The sequence below is a fragment of the Geodermatophilus sp. SYSU D00697 genome, assembly GCF_054050175.1.
Window position 1 is genome coordinate 123,370 of record NZ_JBJGYV010000006.1, and the last position, 15,779, is coordinate 139,148.

17 protein-coding genes are annotated in these 15,779 nt (G+C 75.2%); 10 read left to right on the forward strand and 7 right to left on the reverse strand.

All coding sequences use genetic code 11. The features are described 5' to 3' along the window. The first annotated feature begins 21 nt into the window (after positions 1-21). The gene (locus ACI79C_RS07885) at positions 22-525 is read left to right on the forward strand and encodes a DUF2505 domain-containing protein (protein ID WP_456945075.1); all 504 of its coding nucleotides are present in this window, start codon (positions 22-24) and stop codon (positions 523-525) included. On the opposite strand, the gene ACI79C_RS07890 is transcribed toward ACI79C_RS07885, so the two are convergent. Continuing rightward, positions 519-950: an N-acetyltransferase family protein gene (locus ACI79C_RS07890; RefSeq protein ID WP_456945076.1), complete on the reverse strand. Its 432-nt coding sequence runs from the start codon at positions 948-950 to the stop codon at positions 519-521. The genes ACI79C_RS07885 and ACI79C_RS07890 overlap by 7 nt on opposite strands. 38 nt (positions 951-988) lie before the next feature. Next, positions 989-1,531, reverse strand: coding sequence for a universal stress protein (locus tag ACI79C_RS07895; RefSeq protein ID WP_456945077.1), 543 nt, complete (start codon positions 1,529-1,531; stop codon positions 989-991). Between the two features lie 170 nt (positions 1,532-1,701). Between ACI79C_RS07895 and ACI79C_RS07900 the strand changes: the two genes are divergently transcribed. Together ACI79C_RS07900 and ACI79C_RS07905 are read left to right on the forward strand one after the other, a co-directional pair. Further along, positions 1,702-2,910 (forward strand): serine/threonine-protein kinase, encoded by a 1,209-nt coding sequence (locus ACI79C_RS07900; protein ID WP_456945078.1) that lies wholly within the window; start codon positions 1,702-1,704, stop codon positions 2,908-2,910. 176 nt (positions 2,911-3,086) lie between these two features. Beyond that, entirely contained in the window at positions 3,087-3,593 is a 507-nt protein-coding gene (locus tag ACI79C_RS07905) for a mycothiol transferase (RefSeq protein ID WP_456945079.1), read from the forward strand. A 2-nt stretch (positions 3,594-3,595) separates the two neighbouring features. On the opposite strand, the gene ACI79C_RS07910 is transcribed toward ACI79C_RS07905, so the two are convergent. After that, a complete protein-coding gene (locus ACI79C_RS07910; protein WP_456945080.1) occupies positions 3,596-4,627 on the reverse strand; it encodes an ion channel in 1,032 nt (343 codons plus the stop codon). Positions 4,628-4,716: 89 nt separating this feature from the next. Here ACI79C_RS07910 and ACI79C_RS07915 point away from each other — a divergent pair, with 89 nt between their 5' ends. Next, a complete protein-coding gene (locus tag ACI79C_RS07915; RefSeq protein ID WP_456945081.1) occupies positions 4,717-5,898 on the forward strand; it encodes an acyl-CoA dehydrogenase family protein in 1,182 nt (393 codons plus the stop codon). Positions 5,899-5,909: 11 nt separating this feature from the next. Here the strand turns inward: ACI79C_RS07915 and ACI79C_RS07920 are convergent, their stop codons facing one another. Further along, the gene (locus ACI79C_RS07920) at positions 5,910-6,170 is read right to left on the reverse strand and encodes a hypothetical protein (RefSeq protein WP_456945082.1); all 261 of its coding nucleotides are present in this window, start codon (positions 6,168-6,170) and stop codon (positions 5,910-5,912) included. 131 nt (positions 6,171-6,301) lie between these two features. Between ACI79C_RS07920 and ACI79C_RS07925 the strand changes: the two genes are divergently transcribed. Next, positions 6,302-6,886 carry a hemerythrin domain-containing protein gene (locus ACI79C_RS07925; protein WP_456945083.1) on the forward strand — a complete coding sequence of 195 codons (585 nt, stop codon included), beginning with the start codon at positions 6,302-6,304 and terminating at the stop codon, positions 6,884-6,886. Between the two features lie 61 nt (positions 6,887-6,947). Continuing rightward, positions 6,948-7,256 (forward strand): hypothetical protein, encoded by a 309-nt coding sequence (locus tag ACI79C_RS07930; RefSeq protein WP_456945084.1) that lies wholly within the window; start codon positions 6,948-6,950, stop codon positions 7,254-7,256. Between the two features lie 48 nt (positions 7,257-7,304). Here the strand turns inward: ACI79C_RS07930 and ACI79C_RS07935 are convergent, their stop codons facing one another. Continuing rightward, the gene (locus ACI79C_RS07935; RefSeq protein WP_456945085.1) at positions 7,305-7,742 is read right to left on the reverse strand and encodes a MarR family winged helix-turn-helix transcriptional regulator; all 438 of its coding nucleotides are present in this window, start codon (positions 7,740-7,742) and stop codon (positions 7,305-7,307) included. 20 nt (positions 7,743-7,762) lie between these two features. Between ACI79C_RS07935 and ACI79C_RS07940 the strand changes: the two genes are divergently transcribed. From ACI79C_RS07940 to ACI79C_RS07955, 4 genes are all read left to right on the forward strand, one after another. Then, the gene (locus ACI79C_RS07940) at positions 7,763-8,800 is read left to right on the forward strand and encodes an ABC transporter substrate-binding protein (protein ID WP_456945086.1); all 1,038 of its coding nucleotides are present in this window, start codon (positions 7,763-7,765) and stop codon (positions 8,798-8,800) included. 73 nt (positions 8,801-8,873) lie between these two features. Beyond that, a complete protein-coding gene (locus tag ACI79C_RS07945) occupies positions 8,874-10,331 on the forward strand; it encodes an APC family permease (protein WP_456945087.1) in 1,458 nt (485 codons plus the stop codon). Beyond that, positions 10,328-11,365 carry an acetamidase/formamidase family protein gene (locus ACI79C_RS07950; RefSeq protein ID WP_456945088.1) on the forward strand — a complete coding sequence of 346 codons (1,038 nt, stop codon included), beginning with the start codon at positions 10,328-10,330 and terminating at the stop codon, positions 11,363-11,365. The genes ACI79C_RS07945 and ACI79C_RS07950 overlap by 4 nt, the downstream gene beginning before the upstream one ends. A gap of 69 nt (positions 11,366-11,434) precedes the next feature. Next, complete coding sequence (locus tag ACI79C_RS07955) at positions 11,435-11,638, forward strand: hypothetical protein (RefSeq protein WP_456945089.1); 204 nt, start codon at positions 11,435-11,437, stop codon at positions 11,636-11,638. Here ACI79C_RS07955 and nhaA read toward each other — a convergent pair. Further along, positions 11,610-14,249, reverse strand: a complete 2,640-nt coding sequence (nhaA, locus tag ACI79C_RS07960) for a Na+/H+ antiporter NhaA (RefSeq protein ID WP_456945090.1) — start codon at positions 14,247-14,249, stop codon at positions 11,610-11,612. The genes ACI79C_RS07955 and nhaA overlap by 29 nt on opposite strands. After that, entirely contained in the window at positions 14,246-15,751 is a 1,506-nt protein-coding gene (locus ACI79C_RS07965; RefSeq protein WP_456945091.1) for an MFS transporter, read from the reverse strand. Before ACI79C_RS07965 ends, nhaA begins: the two co-directional genes overlap by 4 nt. Positions 15,752-15,779: the final 28 nt, after the last annotated feature.

Consider the following 15,779-nt stretch of genomic DNA (forward strand, 5'->3'; position numbering starts at 1 on the left):
CGGGACGGCCGAGGATTCGGCGTGCCCATCGACCACGTCGCCACCTATCCCGCCGACCCGGACGACGTCCTCGCCGTCCTCACCGACGAGTCGTTCCTCCGGGACTACGCCCGGGCGCTGAACGCCCGGCTGGAGGGCGTCGACACCGCGACCGACGACGGCGGACCGCGCACCACGGTGCGGCTGCTGGCCCCCACCGCGGGCATCCCGGCGGTGTTCACCCGGTTCGTGGGGCGTGAGGTGCCTGTCGTTGACCGCCGGGTCTGGACGACCGACGGGGACAGGGGGCACCACGGCGTCCTGCACGTGAGCGCGGAGGTCTTCGGCCGGACGGCGGTGGTGCGCGGCGAGCGCCGGCTGTCCCCGGTCGCGGGGGGCACCCGGTCGACGGTGACCGGGGAGGCCGAGGTCGACGCACCCCTGGTCGGGCGGCAGGTGGAGGCCGCCGTCCGGGAGCTTGCCCTGGTGGTGCTGCGGCGCGAGGACGAGGTGCTGCGCCGCTGGCTGGCCGACCCCGGTCAGTAGAGGTCCCGGGCGTACCAGACCTCCCGGAGCGGGCGGCCCCGCCACTCGCGCTCGAGCACCTCACCGGTGACCTGCCAGCCGCCGGTCTCGTAGAAGCGGCGCGCCCCGGCGTTGCGCTCCTCGGTCCGCAGCCGCGCCCGCCGGTGACCGGCCGACCGCAGCCGGTCCAGCACGGCGGCGAGCAGGAGCCGCCCGGTCCCCCGCCCCTGCTCGTCGGGGTCGACGTAGAGGTAGGCCACCTCCCCGGTGCCCGCATCGGCGCGCGCGAAGCCGACCACCCGTCCGGCCCGTTCCGCCACGAGGAACCCCGGTTCGGCCAGCCGCGCCCGCCAGGTGTCGACCTCCGGCTCGGCCAGCACGTCCCCGAGGAAGGCCGACCACGCGGCTCGCCCGGCGCGGGCGTGGACGGCGGCGACCGCCGGCACGTCGTCCGCGGTGGCCGCCCGGACCCCCGCCGGCGCGGTCAGCCGACCGTCGTCCGGGACTCGCGGGCGCCGTGCTCGCGCCGCAGGCGGAGCCGGTGGTGGTGCGCCTGCGGCGAGTGGACCACCGTGACCGGGCAGGTGGCGTGCAGGGCGCAGTGCATGGTCACCGAGCCGAGCAGCATGCTCGAGAACCCGCCGTGGCCCCGGCTGCCGACCACCAGGAGGTCCGCGCCGGTCGACTCCCGGATGAGCACGTCGGCCGCCGCCCCCACGGTCGCCCGCACGCGCACCTCCGGCACCGGCCCCGGCACCTCGCCGCGCACCTCGGCCAGCATCGCCTGCGCCTGCTCGACCGCGGCGTTCTCGGCGCGGTCGTCGTGGTGCTCGCCGCTGGCGTAGAAGTCCATCCAGCTGTCGGGCGGCCGGTAGGCGGTGACGACGTCCACCGGGACGCCGCGGCGGCCGGCGTCCTCCAGCGCGAACCGCAACGCCGCGCGCGCACCGTCCGAGCCGTCGATGCCGACGACGACCCGCGGCTCCCGGGCCGGGCCCTCGTCGGGCCGGCCTGTCTGCTCCGTCATGACGTCCCCCTCGGCCTGCCCGGCCGCGGGCACCGAGCGCCCGCGGTCCGCCGGCCCGGCTCGATCGTGATCGCCGCGGTGCCCGCCGGACAGGGACCTTCGTCGTCGGGGAGCAGATCCCGCGCTCCGGTGCACCGGCGGGACCGCCCTCCCCGGCGTACCGTCCGCCCATGGCTGTGGAGCCATCGACAGCAGACCGCCTGGTCGCCGGGCGCTACGCGCTGCGCGACGTCCTGGGCCGTGGCGGCATGGGCGTCGTCTGGCTGGCCACCGACCTGAAGCTGGAGCGGCCGGTCGCGATCAAGGAGATCACCTTCGCGCTGCACCTGTCCGAGGAGGAGCGGCGCGTCCTGCGCGAACGCACGATGCGCGAGGCCCGGACGGCGGCCCGCCTGGACCACCCCTGCGTCACCGCGGTGTACGACGTCGTGGAGGAGGACGGCCGGCCCTGGCTGGTGATGGAGCACGTCGAGTCGTGCAGCCTCCAGCAGATCGTCGACCAGGAGGGGCCCCTGCCCTGGGCCGCCGTGGCCCGGATCGGCCTGGACGTGCTCTCCGCGCTGGAGGCCGCGCACCGGGCCGGGATCGTGCACCGCGACGTCAAGCCCGCGAACGTCCTCGTCGCGTCCGACGGCCACGCCTGCCTGACCGACTTCGGCATCGCGACGTCGACCGACGACGACACGATCACCACGACCGGCGCCATCATCGGCTCGCCGTCCTACATGGCACCGGAACGCGCCAACGGTGAGGAGCCGCGGCCGCCGGTGGACCTGTGGTCCCTGGGCGCGACCCTCTACACCGCCGTCGAGGGCCGGCTGGCCTTCGCCAGGGGCGAGCCGATGGCCACCCTGATGGCGGTGGTCACCGAGGAGCCCGCGCCGATGGAGCGGGCCGGCCCGCTCGAGCCCCTGCTGCGCGGCCTGCTCACCAAGGACCCGGCCCGGCGGGCGACCGCCGAGCAGGCGCGCCGCGACCTCCAGGCCGCGCTGGCGCAGGCCGAGGCGCCGTCGGCCTGGTCGCCGCCGCAGTCCTCACCGCCCCGTCCCGACGCGGCGGCCCCGCCGCCCGAGGGCGGCCGGGTGGAGCGCTTCGACGCCGCGGACCTCCGGGCCCTCGCCTCGGCCTCGGCGACCGCGCTGGGCTCGGTGGCCCGGGACGCCGGCCACTACCTCGCCGAGCGGCGGCGCGAGCGGCGCGACGCCCCGCACGGACGGCGTCCGGTCGCGACCGAGCGGCCGCCGGCTCCCCCACCCCGCACCCGTCGCCGGTTCAAGCGCCGGTGGGTCGTCGTCCCCGTGGTGGTCGTGCTGCTCCTCGTGCTCGCCGTGCTGGGCGGCCTGACCGCGCTCGCGGGGTACCTGCTCGGCTGGTTCTGAGGGCGCGGCCGGACCTCGGGGCGCAGCTGCGGCCGATGTGCGGCACGCTCGGCAGCCATGACGACCCCATCCTCCGAGAAGCCGCAGCCGCGCGACATCGCCCTGGAGCTGGAGACGCCCGAACAGGCCGCCGAGCTCGAGGCGCAGAGCGACCCCGAGGACGGGGACGACGACTGATGCGCAGCCGCGACCTCCTCCTCTACGCCTACGGCCAGATCGCGGAGACCTTCTCCGCCACGATCGAGGGCCTCTCCGCCGAGGACCTCGCCCGCCGCGTCGCGCCGGGCGCGAACCCGATCGGCTGGCTGGCCTGGCACCTGCTGCGGGTGCAGGACGACCACGTCGCCGACGTCGCCGGCACCGAGCAGGTGTGGACCGAGCAGGGCTGGGCCGACCGGTTCGGCCTGCCCGTCGACGTCGGTGCGACCGGCTACGGCATGAGCGCCGAGGAGGTCGACGCCGTCCGCGTGCCGTCGGCGGAGCTGCTGCTGGGCTACTGCGAGGCGGTGTCGGCGCGGTCGGCGGAGTTCCTCCGGGGCCTGTTCGACGACGACCTCGACCGCGTGGTCGACACCCGCTGGGACCCGCCGGTGACCCTCGGGGTCCGCCTGGTCAGCGTGCTCGGCGACGACCTGCAGCACCTGGGCCAGGCCGCCTACGCGCGGGGGTTGCTGGGCTCCTGACCTCAGCGGCCGGCGGTCAGGCGGGCGGGGTCGATCCGCCCGCCCGCGACGTAGTACAGCGTCGCGCCCTCCGGCACCGGCGCGTCCCAGGCGGGGCTGACCACCAGCCGGCCGTCGGTGCGCAGGGCGAGCAGGGTGGCGCCGAACGTGCGGCCGAACCACGTCTGGCAGTCGCCGAAGGTGGCGTGCGGGAAGCTGGCCGGCACGCGGGCGGAGTAGGTGTTCCCGTGCCCGCCGCTGGTCATCAGGTCGTTGTAGACCTGCGCGATCCCCGGGTCGTTGGCCTCCTCCGTGAGCAGGTAGGGCATGTGCCACTGCACCGCCTGCACGTCGGGGTGCGCGTAGCGCAGGGTCCCCAGCCGGCCGAGGTCGCGCAGCGCGGCGACCAGGTGGATCCGCGGGTTGGCGTGCGCGACGGCCAGCGACACGGCGAGCGCCTCGTTGTCGTCGCGGGCGTCGACGACCGCCGTCCGCGCGCGGGCGACGGCGGCGCGGGCCATGACGTCCTCCGAGGTCAGGTCGCCGCGCACGAAGTGGACCTCGGGCAGCTCGGGCAGGGGGTCCTCGGGGACCTCGTCCCAGGCGCAGAGCACCACCTGCACGCCTCGTTCGGCGGTGAGCTCGGCGACGATCCGGGCGGTGCGGCCGGGCGTGTACCCCAGCAGGACGACGTGGTCGGCGAGGTCCAGGGCGACCAGCCCCCTCATTCTCTTGCTCTTCACCGACTGCAGGGCGGCGGCGAGCGAGGTGAACAGCAGCGTGAGCGTGACGATGCCGCCGACGATGACGTACGCGCCGACCAGCCGGCCGGCCAGCGTGGCCGGGAAGACGTCGCCGTAGCCGACGGTGGCGGAGGTGACGACGAAGTACCACCAGTAGGTGCCGGGCGCGGCGATGTCGCTGTCGGCCGGCTCCAGCAGCGCCATCGCCAGCCAGCTGCTGAGGAACACGAAGACGGCGACGGCCAGGGGCAGCCGCCACCCCCGCAACCGCAGGCGCAGCAGCCGCGCGACCCGCACGATGAAGAACGGCACCCGACCTCCCGACGGCGACGCGGGGGAAGGTAGCGGACCCGGCCCGCGACGACGGGCAGCACGCCCGGCCGGGCCCTAGCGTCGGGTCCGTGACGAGTCCGGACTTCTACGCCCTCGACGAGCTCCTCGCCCCCGAGGAGCTCGAGCTGCGCGACCGGGTGCGCGCCTTCTGCGACACGGAGGTGACCCCGCGGATCAACGACTACTGGGAGCGCGCGGAGTTCCCCTTCGAGCTGGTCCCGAAGATCGCCGAGCTCGGCATCGCGGGTGGCACGATCGAGGGCTACGGCTGTCCGGGGATGAGCGCGGTCTCGGCCGGCATCGTCGCGGCGGAGCTCGCCCGCGCCGACGGCAGCGTCGGCACCTTCAACGGGGTGCACAGCTTCCTGGCCATGCAGTCGATCGCGCTGCTCGGCGACGAGGAGCAGCGCGAGCGCTGGCTGCCGGCCATGGCGCGGATGGAGCGCATCGGCGCCTTCGGCCTCACCGAGCCCCGGCACGGCTCGGACGCCGTCGGCCTGGAGACCTCGGCCCGCCGGGACGGCGACGCGTACGTGCTCGACGGCCAGAAGAAGTGGATCGGCAACGGGACGATCGCCGACCACGTCATCATCTGGGCCCGCGGCGAGGACGGCGCCGTCGGCGGCTACGTCGTCGACAAGGGGACGCCGGGCTACGAGGCGACCGTGATGACCGGCAAGACGGCGCTGCGGGCGGTCTGGCAGGCGGAGATCACGCTGACCGGGGTCCGGGTCCCCGCGGAGAACAAGCTGGCGAACTGCTCCTCGTTCAAGGACGTCTCGAAGGTCCTCGACCGCACCCGCTACACCGTCGCCTGGCGGGCCCTGGGCCTGGCCACCGCCTCCTACGAGCTGGCCCTGGCCCACGCGCTGCGCCGCGAGCAGTTCGGCTCCCCCATCGCCGGCTACCAGCTGGTGCAGGACAAGCTGGCCCGGATGCTGGCCGAGATCACCGCGATGCAGCTGATGTGCTGGCGGCTGTCGACGCTGGCCGATGCCGGCCGGATGACCGCCGCGATGGCGTCACTGGCCAAGATGAACCACGCCGCCAAGGCCCGCGCCATCGTCGCCGACGCCCGCGACATCCTCGGCGGCGACGGGATCCTGCTCGACCACCACGTGGCCCGCCACCACGCCGACATGGAGGCGGTCTTCACCTTCGAGGGCACCGACTCGGTGCAGGCACTGATCGTGGGCCGCGAGATCACCGGGCTGTCGGCGATCAGCGGCCGCCGTCCCGAGCGGCGCTGACCCGCGCCGCCTCAGCGGGCGCCGGCGAGCTCCCGGCCGACCGCCGTCAGCTCACGGCACTCCGGGCAGGCGGTGCGGCCGGCCCCGACGCGCTCCCACTGCTGCGACCCCCACACCTGGACGATCGCGCCACAGACGGCCAGCTCGACCTCGCCGTCCAGCTCGGCCGGAGGACGGTGGGCCTCCACGGCGTGCCACGGGTGACTCTGCTCGGCCGGCCGCCCCAGCGACCAGCGATCGGGACGGGCGAACCCCACGGCGTACGACTCCACGACGTCCCTGTGCCCTGGTTCACATGATCGAAACAACCCGGCGGAGTGGATCGGACGGCGCGGTCCGGATCGGTGTGGAGCGGGTCGCCCCGGGGAACTCCCGGAGCCCGGAGGACGACGAGGAGCCGACCATGACCCAGACCGAGAACCAGCGTGACGTCGTGGACCTGCTGAGCGCGGACCACCGGGAGTTCGACCGGATCTTCACCGAGCTGGAGACGCTGGTCGGACGGACCGGACCGGACGTCCTGCGGCGCAAGCGCGAGCTGGTCGACGAGGTGACCATCGGCCTCGTCAAGCACTCGGTGGCCGAGGAGACCCAGGTCTACCCGCGCGTGGAGAAGCAGGTCGACAAGGAGGAGGCCGAGCACTCCAAGCACGAGCACGCCCAGGCCGAGGAGACCATGAAGCGGCTGGAGCGCATGGACCCCGAGGACGCGCAGTTCGACGTCGAGGTGCAGACGCTGATCCGCGAGATCCGGCACCACGTCGAGCACGAGGAGAGCCGGATGTTCACCGAGCTGCGTGCGACCTTCAGCCGCGACGAGCTGGTGGAGATGGCGGGGAAGGTGGAGCGGGTCAAGGCCATGGCGCCCACCCGTGCGCACCCGATGACGCCGAACGAGGCCGGTGTGCGGACCGTCCTCGGGCCCGTCGCCAGCCTGCTGGACCACCTGCGCGACGCGGTCAGCGGACGGGGCAAGAAGTCCGACTGAGGGACACCGCGGCCCGCTCCCGCGTTACCGTCGACAGGCACGACCCGGAGGAGCGAGAGCGGTGGAACCTGTCAGCCTGCTCGTCGGCGCTGCCCTGCTCGCCATGGGGTTCCTCGGCGGGCGGCTGAGCCGGCGCACCAAGCCCGCACCCCCGGCGCTGCCGGCGCCGCTGTGCGGGTGCGGGCACACGCTCAGCCAGCACGACACCGAGACCAACACCTGCTACGCCGAGCTGCGGCGGGACACCTTCGACAAGCGCGGCCGCTGGTCGGGACACCAGTGGGTGCCCTGCACCTGCCGGCAGTACGTGGGGCCGCGGCCGATCGACGAGGTGTTCATGCCCCGGCTGCTCCCGCCGGCGACCGACTAGCTCACTCCTCCAGGTCGGCTGGCGGTCGCTGCGATGCTCCCAGCGGCGTCAGGCGTCCAGGTCCCTGAGCGCGCGCACCAGCGACTCCACCCGCGCCGCTCCCAGCGTCTCGGCGAGCGCGGCCTCGTGCGCGCCGACCAGGCCCTCCAGCCGGGCCAGTCGGCTGCGTCCCCGGGCGGAGAGGTGCACCCGGACCCGGCGGCCGTCGTCCGGGTCGGGCAGCCGGTAGGCCTCGGCGGCGTCGACCAGCCCGTCGACCAGCCGGGTCAGCGTCGGCGCCGGCAGGGACAGCGCGGTGACCAGCTCGCCCATCGAGCGCCCGGGCCCGGCGGCCAGGCAGCGCATCACCCGGTAGGTGTCCAGCGTGGCGCCGTCCTCGGCCAGGACCCCGGCGACCCCCCGGGCGACCCGGCGCTGGGCGACCGTCAGCAGCTCCACGAGCGACGGCGAGACCGCCCTCGGCTTCGCCTGCTGCTCGACGGCCATGGCCGCACCATACTCATCGGGTGCCCGAGCCGACCGGTCTCCTGGACGCGTGGGAGGCCACCCTCCTCCCCCGCCGTCCGGACGTCGTCCGCGTCGGGCTGGCCGTGCCCCTGTCGGGGCCACTGGCGCTCACCGCCCCGTCCGCGCTGGACCTCGCCGGCCTGGCCGCCGACGAGACCAACGCCGACGGCGGCGTGCGCGGGCGCCCGGTCGAGCTGGTGACCGTCGACTCCGGCCGCCCGCCCCGGGTGGTCGCCGCGGAGGCGGCCGCCCTGCACGAGGCCGGCGCGTTCGACGTCCTCGTCGGCTACCACACCAGCGACGTGCACCGCGCGCTCGAGGCCGCGCTGACCGGCCGGGTGCGCTACGTCTTCACCCCGCCGCACGAGGGCGGGCGCCGCCGTCCGGGGGTGCTGCGGATCGGCTCCTCCCCGCGGGACCAGCACGCCACCGCGCTGGCCTGGCTGGTCGCCTCCCACCGCGCGCGTCGCTGGGTGCTGGTCGGCAACGACTACGTCTGGCCGCAGGCGGTGCACCGGGCGGCCGCCTCGGTGCTGCGGGAGCTCGGGGCGGAGGTCGTCGGCGAGCGGCTGGTGCCCTTCGGCGTCGACGACCCCGGCCCGGTGCTCGACCTGGTCCGGCGGACCCGGGCCGACGCGGTGCTGCTCAGCCTGGTGGGCCGGGACCTGGTGGCCTTCAACCGGGAGTTCGCCCGCAGCGGGCTCGACCGCGGGGTGGTCCGGCTCTCCGGCGCGCTGGAGGAGAACGGGCTCTACGCGATCGGCGGTGACCGCACCGGGGAGCTGTTCGCCTGCATGCCCTCCTTCGCCGCCACGGACGGCGCCGCGGACGAGGGGCAGCTGGCGCTGCAGGAGCGGCACGCGCGACGGGCCGGCCCATCGGCGCCGGTGGTCTGCGCCTACGCCCGGGGCGTGTACGACGGCGTCCGCCTGGCGGCGTCCCTCGCGGGCCCGGGGACGGCGCGCCGCCCGGCGCCCGCCCGCGCCCGGCTGGCCCGGGCCGTCGGGCTGGGCTTCTCCGAGGTCCGCTCCGGCTGACTTGCTTCCATCTGGAAACAAACGCGGCCTACTCTCTCCCCGCCCGGCCCCGAGCCGGAGGAGAGGAGGAACCGTGAGCGACCCCCGCATCACGACCAACACCGGCGACCCCGCCGGCCCGCTCCCGGGCGCCGCCCGGGGGCCCGTCCCCGCGACCGGTGACCCGGGCGTGGAGGCCTTCGGCTACCGGCAGGAGCTCAAGCGCTCGTTGAGCTTCACCGACCTGCTGGTCTACGGCCTGATCTTCATGGTGCCGATCGCACCGTTCGGCATCTTCGGCAGCGTCTTCCAGGGCTCCGGCGGGATGATCGCGCTCGCCTACGCGATCGGCGGCCTGGCCATGGCGTTCACCGCGGCGTCCTACTCGCAGATGTCGCGGGCCTTCCCGATGGCCGGCTCGGTCTACACCTACGCCGGTCGCGGCATCGCCCAGCCGGTCGGCTTCGTCGCCGGCTGGATGATCCTGCTCGACTACGTGCTCGTCCCCGGCCTGCTCTACCTGATCGCCGCCGTGGCGATGAACTCGATCTGGGCGTCGGTGCCGGTCTGGGTCTGGCTGGTCGCCTTCGTGGTGCTCAACACCGTCGTCAACTGGTTCGGCATCGAGTTCACCGCGCGCGTGAACAAGATCATGCTGGTCGGCGAGCTCATCGTGCTGGCGGTCTTCCTGGTGATCGGCATCGTGGCCCTGGCCTCCGGGCAGGGGCGCGGCTTCGACTTCTCGCCGATCTACAACAGCGACACCTTCTCGCTGGAGCTGGTCTTCGGCGCGGTCTCCATCGCCGTGCTGAGCTTCCTCGGCTTCGACGGCATCTCCACGCTCGCCGAGGAGAACCGCGACTCGGCCCGGTCCCTCGGCAAGGCGATGATCGCCGCGCTGGCCCTGGCCGGGACGCTGTTCATCGTCCAGACGTGGGTCGCCGCGCTCCTGGTCCCCGACCCCGACACGCTCATCGCCGAGGGCGACGCCGCGGGGACGGCGTTCTACGACGCCGCCGAGGTCGCCGGCGGCGCGTGGTTGTCGACGCTGACCGCGATCGCCACCGCCATCGCCTGGGGCTTCGCGAACTCGCTGGTCGCCCAGGCCGCCACCTCGCGTCTGCTGTTCGCCATGGCCCGCGACCGGCAGCTGCCGGGGTTCCTCCGGCGGGTGCACCCGACCCGCCGGGTGCCGGTCAACGCCACCCTGCTGGTCGCCGTGGTCTCCCTGGTCCTCGGCCTGTACATGAGCAGCCGGGAGGACGGCATCTCGCTGCTGTCGACGCTGGTGAACTTCGGTGCGCTCTCGGCGTTCCTGCTGCTGCACCTGTCGGTCATCGTCCACTACGTGATCCGGCGGAAGAGCCGCAACTGGTGGCTGCACCTCGCCGTCCCGGTGATCGGCTTGGTGATCCTCGTCTACGTCGTCATCAACGCGCAGGTGGCCGCGCAGACCCTCGGGTTCGTCTGGCTCGGGATCGGCCTGCTGCTGATGGCGGTCCTGATCGCCACCGGCCGCAAGCCCGAGCTGCGGGCGGAGGAGGGCCTGTGACCGCGGCGCTGGAGGTCGTGACCGTCGAGCCGACGGCCGACCAGCTCCGGTACACCTTCGGCGGCGGCGAGCCGCTCATCACCGTCGCGCCGGGCACCGTCGTCGAGCTGACCACGGAGGACTGCTTCGGTGGGCGGGTGCGCGGGGTCGACGACCTGCCCACCCGGGTCTGCGAGTTCCCCTACCTCAACCCGGTCACCGGGCCGATCGCGGTGGAGGGCGCCGAGCCCGGCGACACGCTCGCCGTCCACCTGGTGGAGATCACGCCGGTGCGCGACTGGGCGGTGTCCTCGACGTTCCCGCACTTCGGGGCGCTGACGACCACGCACTCCACGGCGATGCTGCACGAGGCGCTCGACGAGCTGGTCTGGGTCTACGAGGTCGACCGGGAGCGCGGCACCTGCCTGTTCCGGCCCCGGCGCGGCGGCCCGGAGGTCGAGCTCCCGCTCGACCCGATGCACGGCACCATCGGCGTCGCACCGGCCGGCGGGGAGGTGTTCGCCAGCATCACCCCCGGCGCCCACGGCGGGAACATGGACACCCCCGAGGTCCGGGCCGGGACGACGCTGTACTTCGGCGTCAACGTCCCGGGCGGGCTGCTCTCCCTCGGGGACGGCCACTGCCGCCAGGGCGAGGGCGAGGTGTGCGGCACGGCCGTCGAGGCGGCCATGCGCACCGTGGCCGTCGTCGACCTGGTGAAGGGCGGCGCCACCGCGACGACCCCACCGGCATGGCCGCGGCTGGAGACCGAGGAGTTCCTCATGTCGACCGGGTCGGTCCGGCCGCTCGAGGACGCCTTCCGGATCAGCCAGCACGACCTGGTGACCTGGGCCGCGCAGCTGACCGGGTGGGACGAGCTGGACGCCTACCAGCTGGTCAGCCAGGCGGGGCTGGCGCCGGCGGGCAACGTCGTCGACACCAACTACACGATGGTCGCCAAGCTGCCCAAGCGGTACCTCGGCGGCGCCGTCGCCGTGGACGGCGTGCACGACCGGCTGCGGGAGACGGCCGCGGCCTACCTCGCGGAGCGCTGAGGTCCGCGGCGGGGAGCTGCCCGCTCCCCGCCGCGGTGCGGCGCCCGGCCGCGGCGGCCAGGCGGGGACGTGTCGCCCGACCTCGACCCGGCGCTGAGCGCGCTGGCCGACCGGCTGCCGGGGGCGCCACCGGACTTCGCGGACCGCGCGCACGCCGTCCTGGCCTCGCTCGGCACCGGCCCGGACGTCCTGGCGGCCGCCGTCCGAGCGGCGGTGGGGCTGGTGGCCGAGGGGACCGCCGCCGTCAGCCCCCGGCCTCCACGGCCGCGGTGACCTCGGCGTCGGTCGGGTTGCGCAGCACCCGGCCCTCCCGCCAGACCACGACCGGCAGGTCCTCCTCGGAGACCCCGAGCTCGGCGAGCAGCGCGGCGCCGTCGCCGGTGCTCTCCAGGTCCACGAAGGTCGCCGACAGCCGGCGGTCCCGGGCGTAGTCCTGCAGGCGGCGGCTGTCGGGGGACCCGGCCCGCCCGACGATGCGCAGGTCGGCGGCGAGCTCGAGCAGCATGGACCGGCGCAGCAGGAAGGCCCGCAGCACCATCTCCTTGAGCGCCGGGTCGGCGGTGAAGGCCGCCTTCATCCCGGCGTGGTCCAGGCGGACGGTCTCCGCGGGGCGCAGCACGAGCGCGGTGAGCGACACCGGCTGGCCGCTGAAGAGGTCCAGCTCGCCGAGGAACCGCCGCGCTCCGTGCACCGAGATCACCCGCTGGTCGGGACGGCCGGAGTCCTCCACGATCGCCACCGCCCCGGAGAGGACGACGTGGAAGTCGTAGCCGCGGTCGCCCTCGCGGAACAACGTGTCCCCGGCCGGGCACCAGCGCCGGGTGCCGTGGCGTTCCAGCAGCGCCAGCTGGGCGTCGGTCAGCCGCGGGAAGGCACCGTTGCGGTCGGGGGTCTCGGGCAGGTCGGCCGGGACGGGCGCCACCGCGTCGGGCAGCACGTCGGGCCGCTCGCTCCCCCGCCGGGGCCCCAGCGCCGGCAGGGCCAGCCCGGCGGGCGCGCCGTCCGGCCGGGCGGGCACGTCGGCCGGGTCCTCCCCCGCCGCGGCCAGCAGCGCGGCGGCCAGGGTGTCGGCGTCGTACGGGCCGGTGTGCCGCCGGCCGCCGACGAAGAACGTGGGCGTGCCCCCGACGCCGCTGGCCTCGGCGGACTCGACGTCCTCCTCCACCCGGCGGGCGAACCGGCCGGCGCCCAGGTCCCGGGCGAACCGCTGCACGTCCAACCCCACCGCCGCGGCGTGCTCGAGCAGGTCGGAGGCGGTCAGCCGGTCCTGGGCGGCGAAGAGCCGGTCGTGCATCTCCCAGAAGCGGCCCTGCGCCCCGGCGGCCTCGGCCGCCTCCGCGGCCAGCTCCGCGTGCGGGTGGACGTCGACCAGCGGGACGTGCCGGAACACGTAGCGGAGCCGGTCCCCGAACCGGGCGCGCAGCTCCTCGACCGTGCCGGTGGCCCGCCCGCAGAACGGGCACTCGAAGTCGCCGTACTCGACCAGGGTCAGCGGGGCGTCGACCGGGCCCCGGACGTGGTCGCGCTCGAGGTCGACCGGGGGGTCCAGCAGGTCCGGACTGCCGGCGGCCCCGGGAGGACGGCGCCGGTCGGCGAGCCGGAACAGCGCCCACCCGAGCAGCGCGGCCAGCACGGACGCGGCGAGGACGCCGACCCGCGCCTCGTCGGCCAGCCGCTCGTCGTCGAAGGCGAGGTCGACGATGAACAGGGAGATCGTGAAGCCGATGCCCGACAGCGCCGCGCCGCCGGCGAGCTGCAGGCCGGTGAGACCGGGTGCGAGCTCCCCCATGCCGAAGCGCACCGCCAGCCCGGTGCCCAGCAGGATGCCGACGAGCTTGCCCAGGACCAGGCCGGCCACGACGCCGAGCGTCACCGGCGAGGTGGCCGCGGCCCGGAGGGTGTCGCCGGTCAGCGGGACGCCGGCGTTGGCCAGGGCGAACACCGGGACGATGACGAAGCTGGTCCACGGCTGCCACAGCTGCTGCAGCCGCTCGCTGGCCGACACCGACCGGTCGATGGACAGCCGCGCCAGCCGGGCGAACTCGGGGTTGGGCGACTGCTGGTAGGCGCGGGTGCGCCGGGCGGCGTCCTCCACCTCCGCCCGCCGGGCGGGGTAGGCCGGCGTGAACAGGGCGATGACCACGCCGGCGAGGGTCGGGTGCACGCCCGAGGCGTACATCGCCACCCACACCGCGACGCCGAGCACGAGGTAGGCCGGGCCGCGCCACACCCGGAGGTACCGAAGTCCCACCATGAGCGCCAGGCCGAGGAAGGCCAGGACGAGGGGGCCGAGCGCGAGGTCCTCGGTGTAGAACAGCGCGATCGCGGTGAGCGCACCCACGTCGTCGGCGATGGCCAGGGTGAGCAGGAACAGCCGCAGCTGCGCGGGGCAGGCCGGCCCGACGAGGGCCAGCACGCCGAGCAGGAACGCGGTGTCGGTGGAGATGACCACGCCCCACGCCGACACCGCCGCGCTGTCCAGGGTGAAGGCGACGTAGACCAGCGCCGGGACCGCGAGCCCGGTGACCGCGGCCATCGCCGGCACCGCGGCCCGCCGCCGGTCGGTGAGCTCCCCCATCACCAGCTCGCGCTTGATCTCCAGCCCGACGACGAAGAAGAAGAACACCATCAGGCCGTCGTTGACCCAGTGCTGCAGGTCCAGCGAGAGCTCGGCGCCGCCCACCCGGACGGCGAACTCGGTGTGCCAGAAGGCGTCGTAGCTCTCGCCCACCGGGGAGTTGGCCCACAGCAGCGCCACCACGGTCGCCAGCAGCAGCAACCCGGCGCTGCCGGCCTCGGTGCGCAGCCGCCGGCGCAGCGGCGCCACGCGCGCGAGCAGGCCGCCGCCCCCGGGGCTGGACTGGCGTTCGGCGGTGACGGTCACCGGGCTCCCTCCTCCGCGGCCGGGCACAGCTGGGGCGCGGCCACGCCGCAGTGCGGACACTCCGCCAACCGCAGGTGGGCGTGCTCCTGTTCCGCGCCGAGTGGACGGCGGATCCACGCGGCGGACACGACGGCGCCGGCGAGCAGCAGTCCGGCGCAGACCAGCAGCGCCGTCCGGAAGCCGGCGGTGAACGCCGCCGCGTCGGTGTAGTCCGCGCCGCTGATCCCGGCCACGACCGGCACGACCGCGACCGCGAGCAGGCCGGCGGCGCGGGCGACGGCGTTGTTCACCCCCGAGGCGACGCCGGCGAACCGGTCGGCGGCCGCGTCGAGCACCGTCGCGGTCAGCGGCGCCACCAGCAAGGTGAGGCCGGCCCCGAACAGCACCGTCGCCGGCAGCACGTCGGTGACGTACGAGGCACCGGGGCCGATCCGCAGCATCAGCAGCACCCCGGCGGCGGAGACCAGCGGGCCGGCCGTCATGAGCGCGCGCGGTCCGATCCGCTGGGCCAGGGCGCCGACCCGCGCGGAGAACAGCAGCATCAGCACGGTCACCGGCAGCAGGGCGCTCCCCGCCAGCAACGGGGAGAACCCCGAGGCGACCTGCAGCTGGAGCACCAGCAGGACCCACAGCGCGCCGAGTGCGGCGTAGACCAGCAGCGTGACGGCGTTGGCGGCGGTGAACTGCGCGTTCCCGAACAGCACCGGTGGCACCAGCGGAGCCGGCGTGCGCCGCTGCACCAGCGCGAAGGCGGCCAGCGCGAGGACGCCGGCAGCGCCCCAGGCGAGGTCCGCGGCCGCGCCGCCCGGCTCCCCGGCCGCGGTCAGCCCGTAGGTCAGGCAGCCCAGGCCCAGCGCGACCAGCGCCGTCCCGACCCAGTCCAGCCGCGGCGCGGCCTCGGGGTCACGCGTCTCGGGCACGTGCCGGGCGGCCACCACCACGATGACCACGGCCAGCGGCAGGTTGACGAGGAAGACCGCGCGCCAGCTCCACTCGACCAGCCAGCCGCCGACGAAGGGCCCCAGCGCCCCGGCGACCCCGCCCAGCCCCGACCACGCGCCGACCGCGGCGGCGCGGTCGGTCCCGTGGAAGGACGCCGAGATGATCGCCAGGCTGCCCGGCGTCAGGAGCGCTCCGCCGACCCCCTGCAGGGCGCGGGCGGCGACCAGCGTGGGCACGTCCGGCGCCAGTCCGCACAGCAGCGAGGCGGCGGCGAACCAGACGACCCCGACGACGAACACCCGCCGCCGGCCGAACCGGTCGCCCAGCGACCCACCGAGGAGGATGAGCGAGGCGAGGGTGAGGGTGTAGGCGTTGACGGTCCACTGCAGCCCGGAGAAGCCGGCGTCGAGGTCGTCGCCGATCCGCTCCAGGGCCACGTTGACGACGGTCGCGTCCAGCAGCGCCAGGCCCGAGCCGAGCACCGTCGTCAGCAGGACCCAGCGGGCCTGCGGCGTCCCCATCCGCAGGCCGCCCTCCGGAGCGACCGGCGCTCGGGCCATCGCGCCTCCCGTCCCGTGCGCCGGTGCT

Bases quoted from the DNA above. Each gene is read 5' to 3' on its own strand.
- ACI79C_RS07895 (WP_456945077.1), bottom strand. From the start codon at position 1,531: ATGACGGAGCAGACAGGCCGGCCCGACGAGGGCCCGGCCCGGGAGCCG.
- ACI79C_RS07900 (WP_456945078.1), top strand. From the start codon at position 1,702: ATGGCTGTGGAGCCATCGACAGCAGACCGCCTGGTCGCCGGGCGCTAC.
- ACI79C_RS07905 (WP_456945079.1), top strand. From the start codon at position 3,087: ATGCGCAGCCGCGACCTCCTCCTCTACGCCTACGGCCAGATCGCGGAG.
- ACI79C_RS07925 (WP_456945083.1), top strand. From the start codon at position 6,302: ATGACCCAGACCGAGAACCAGCGTGACGTCGTGGACCTGCTGAGCGCG.
- ACI79C_RS07935 (WP_456945085.1), bottom strand. From the start codon at position 7,742: ATGGCCGTCGAGCAGCAGGCGAAGCCGAGGGCGGTCTCGCCGTCGCTC.
- ACI79C_RS07965 (WP_456945091.1), bottom strand. From the start codon at position 15,751: ATGGCCCGAGCGCCGGTCGCTCCGGAGGGCGGCCTGCGGATGGGGACG.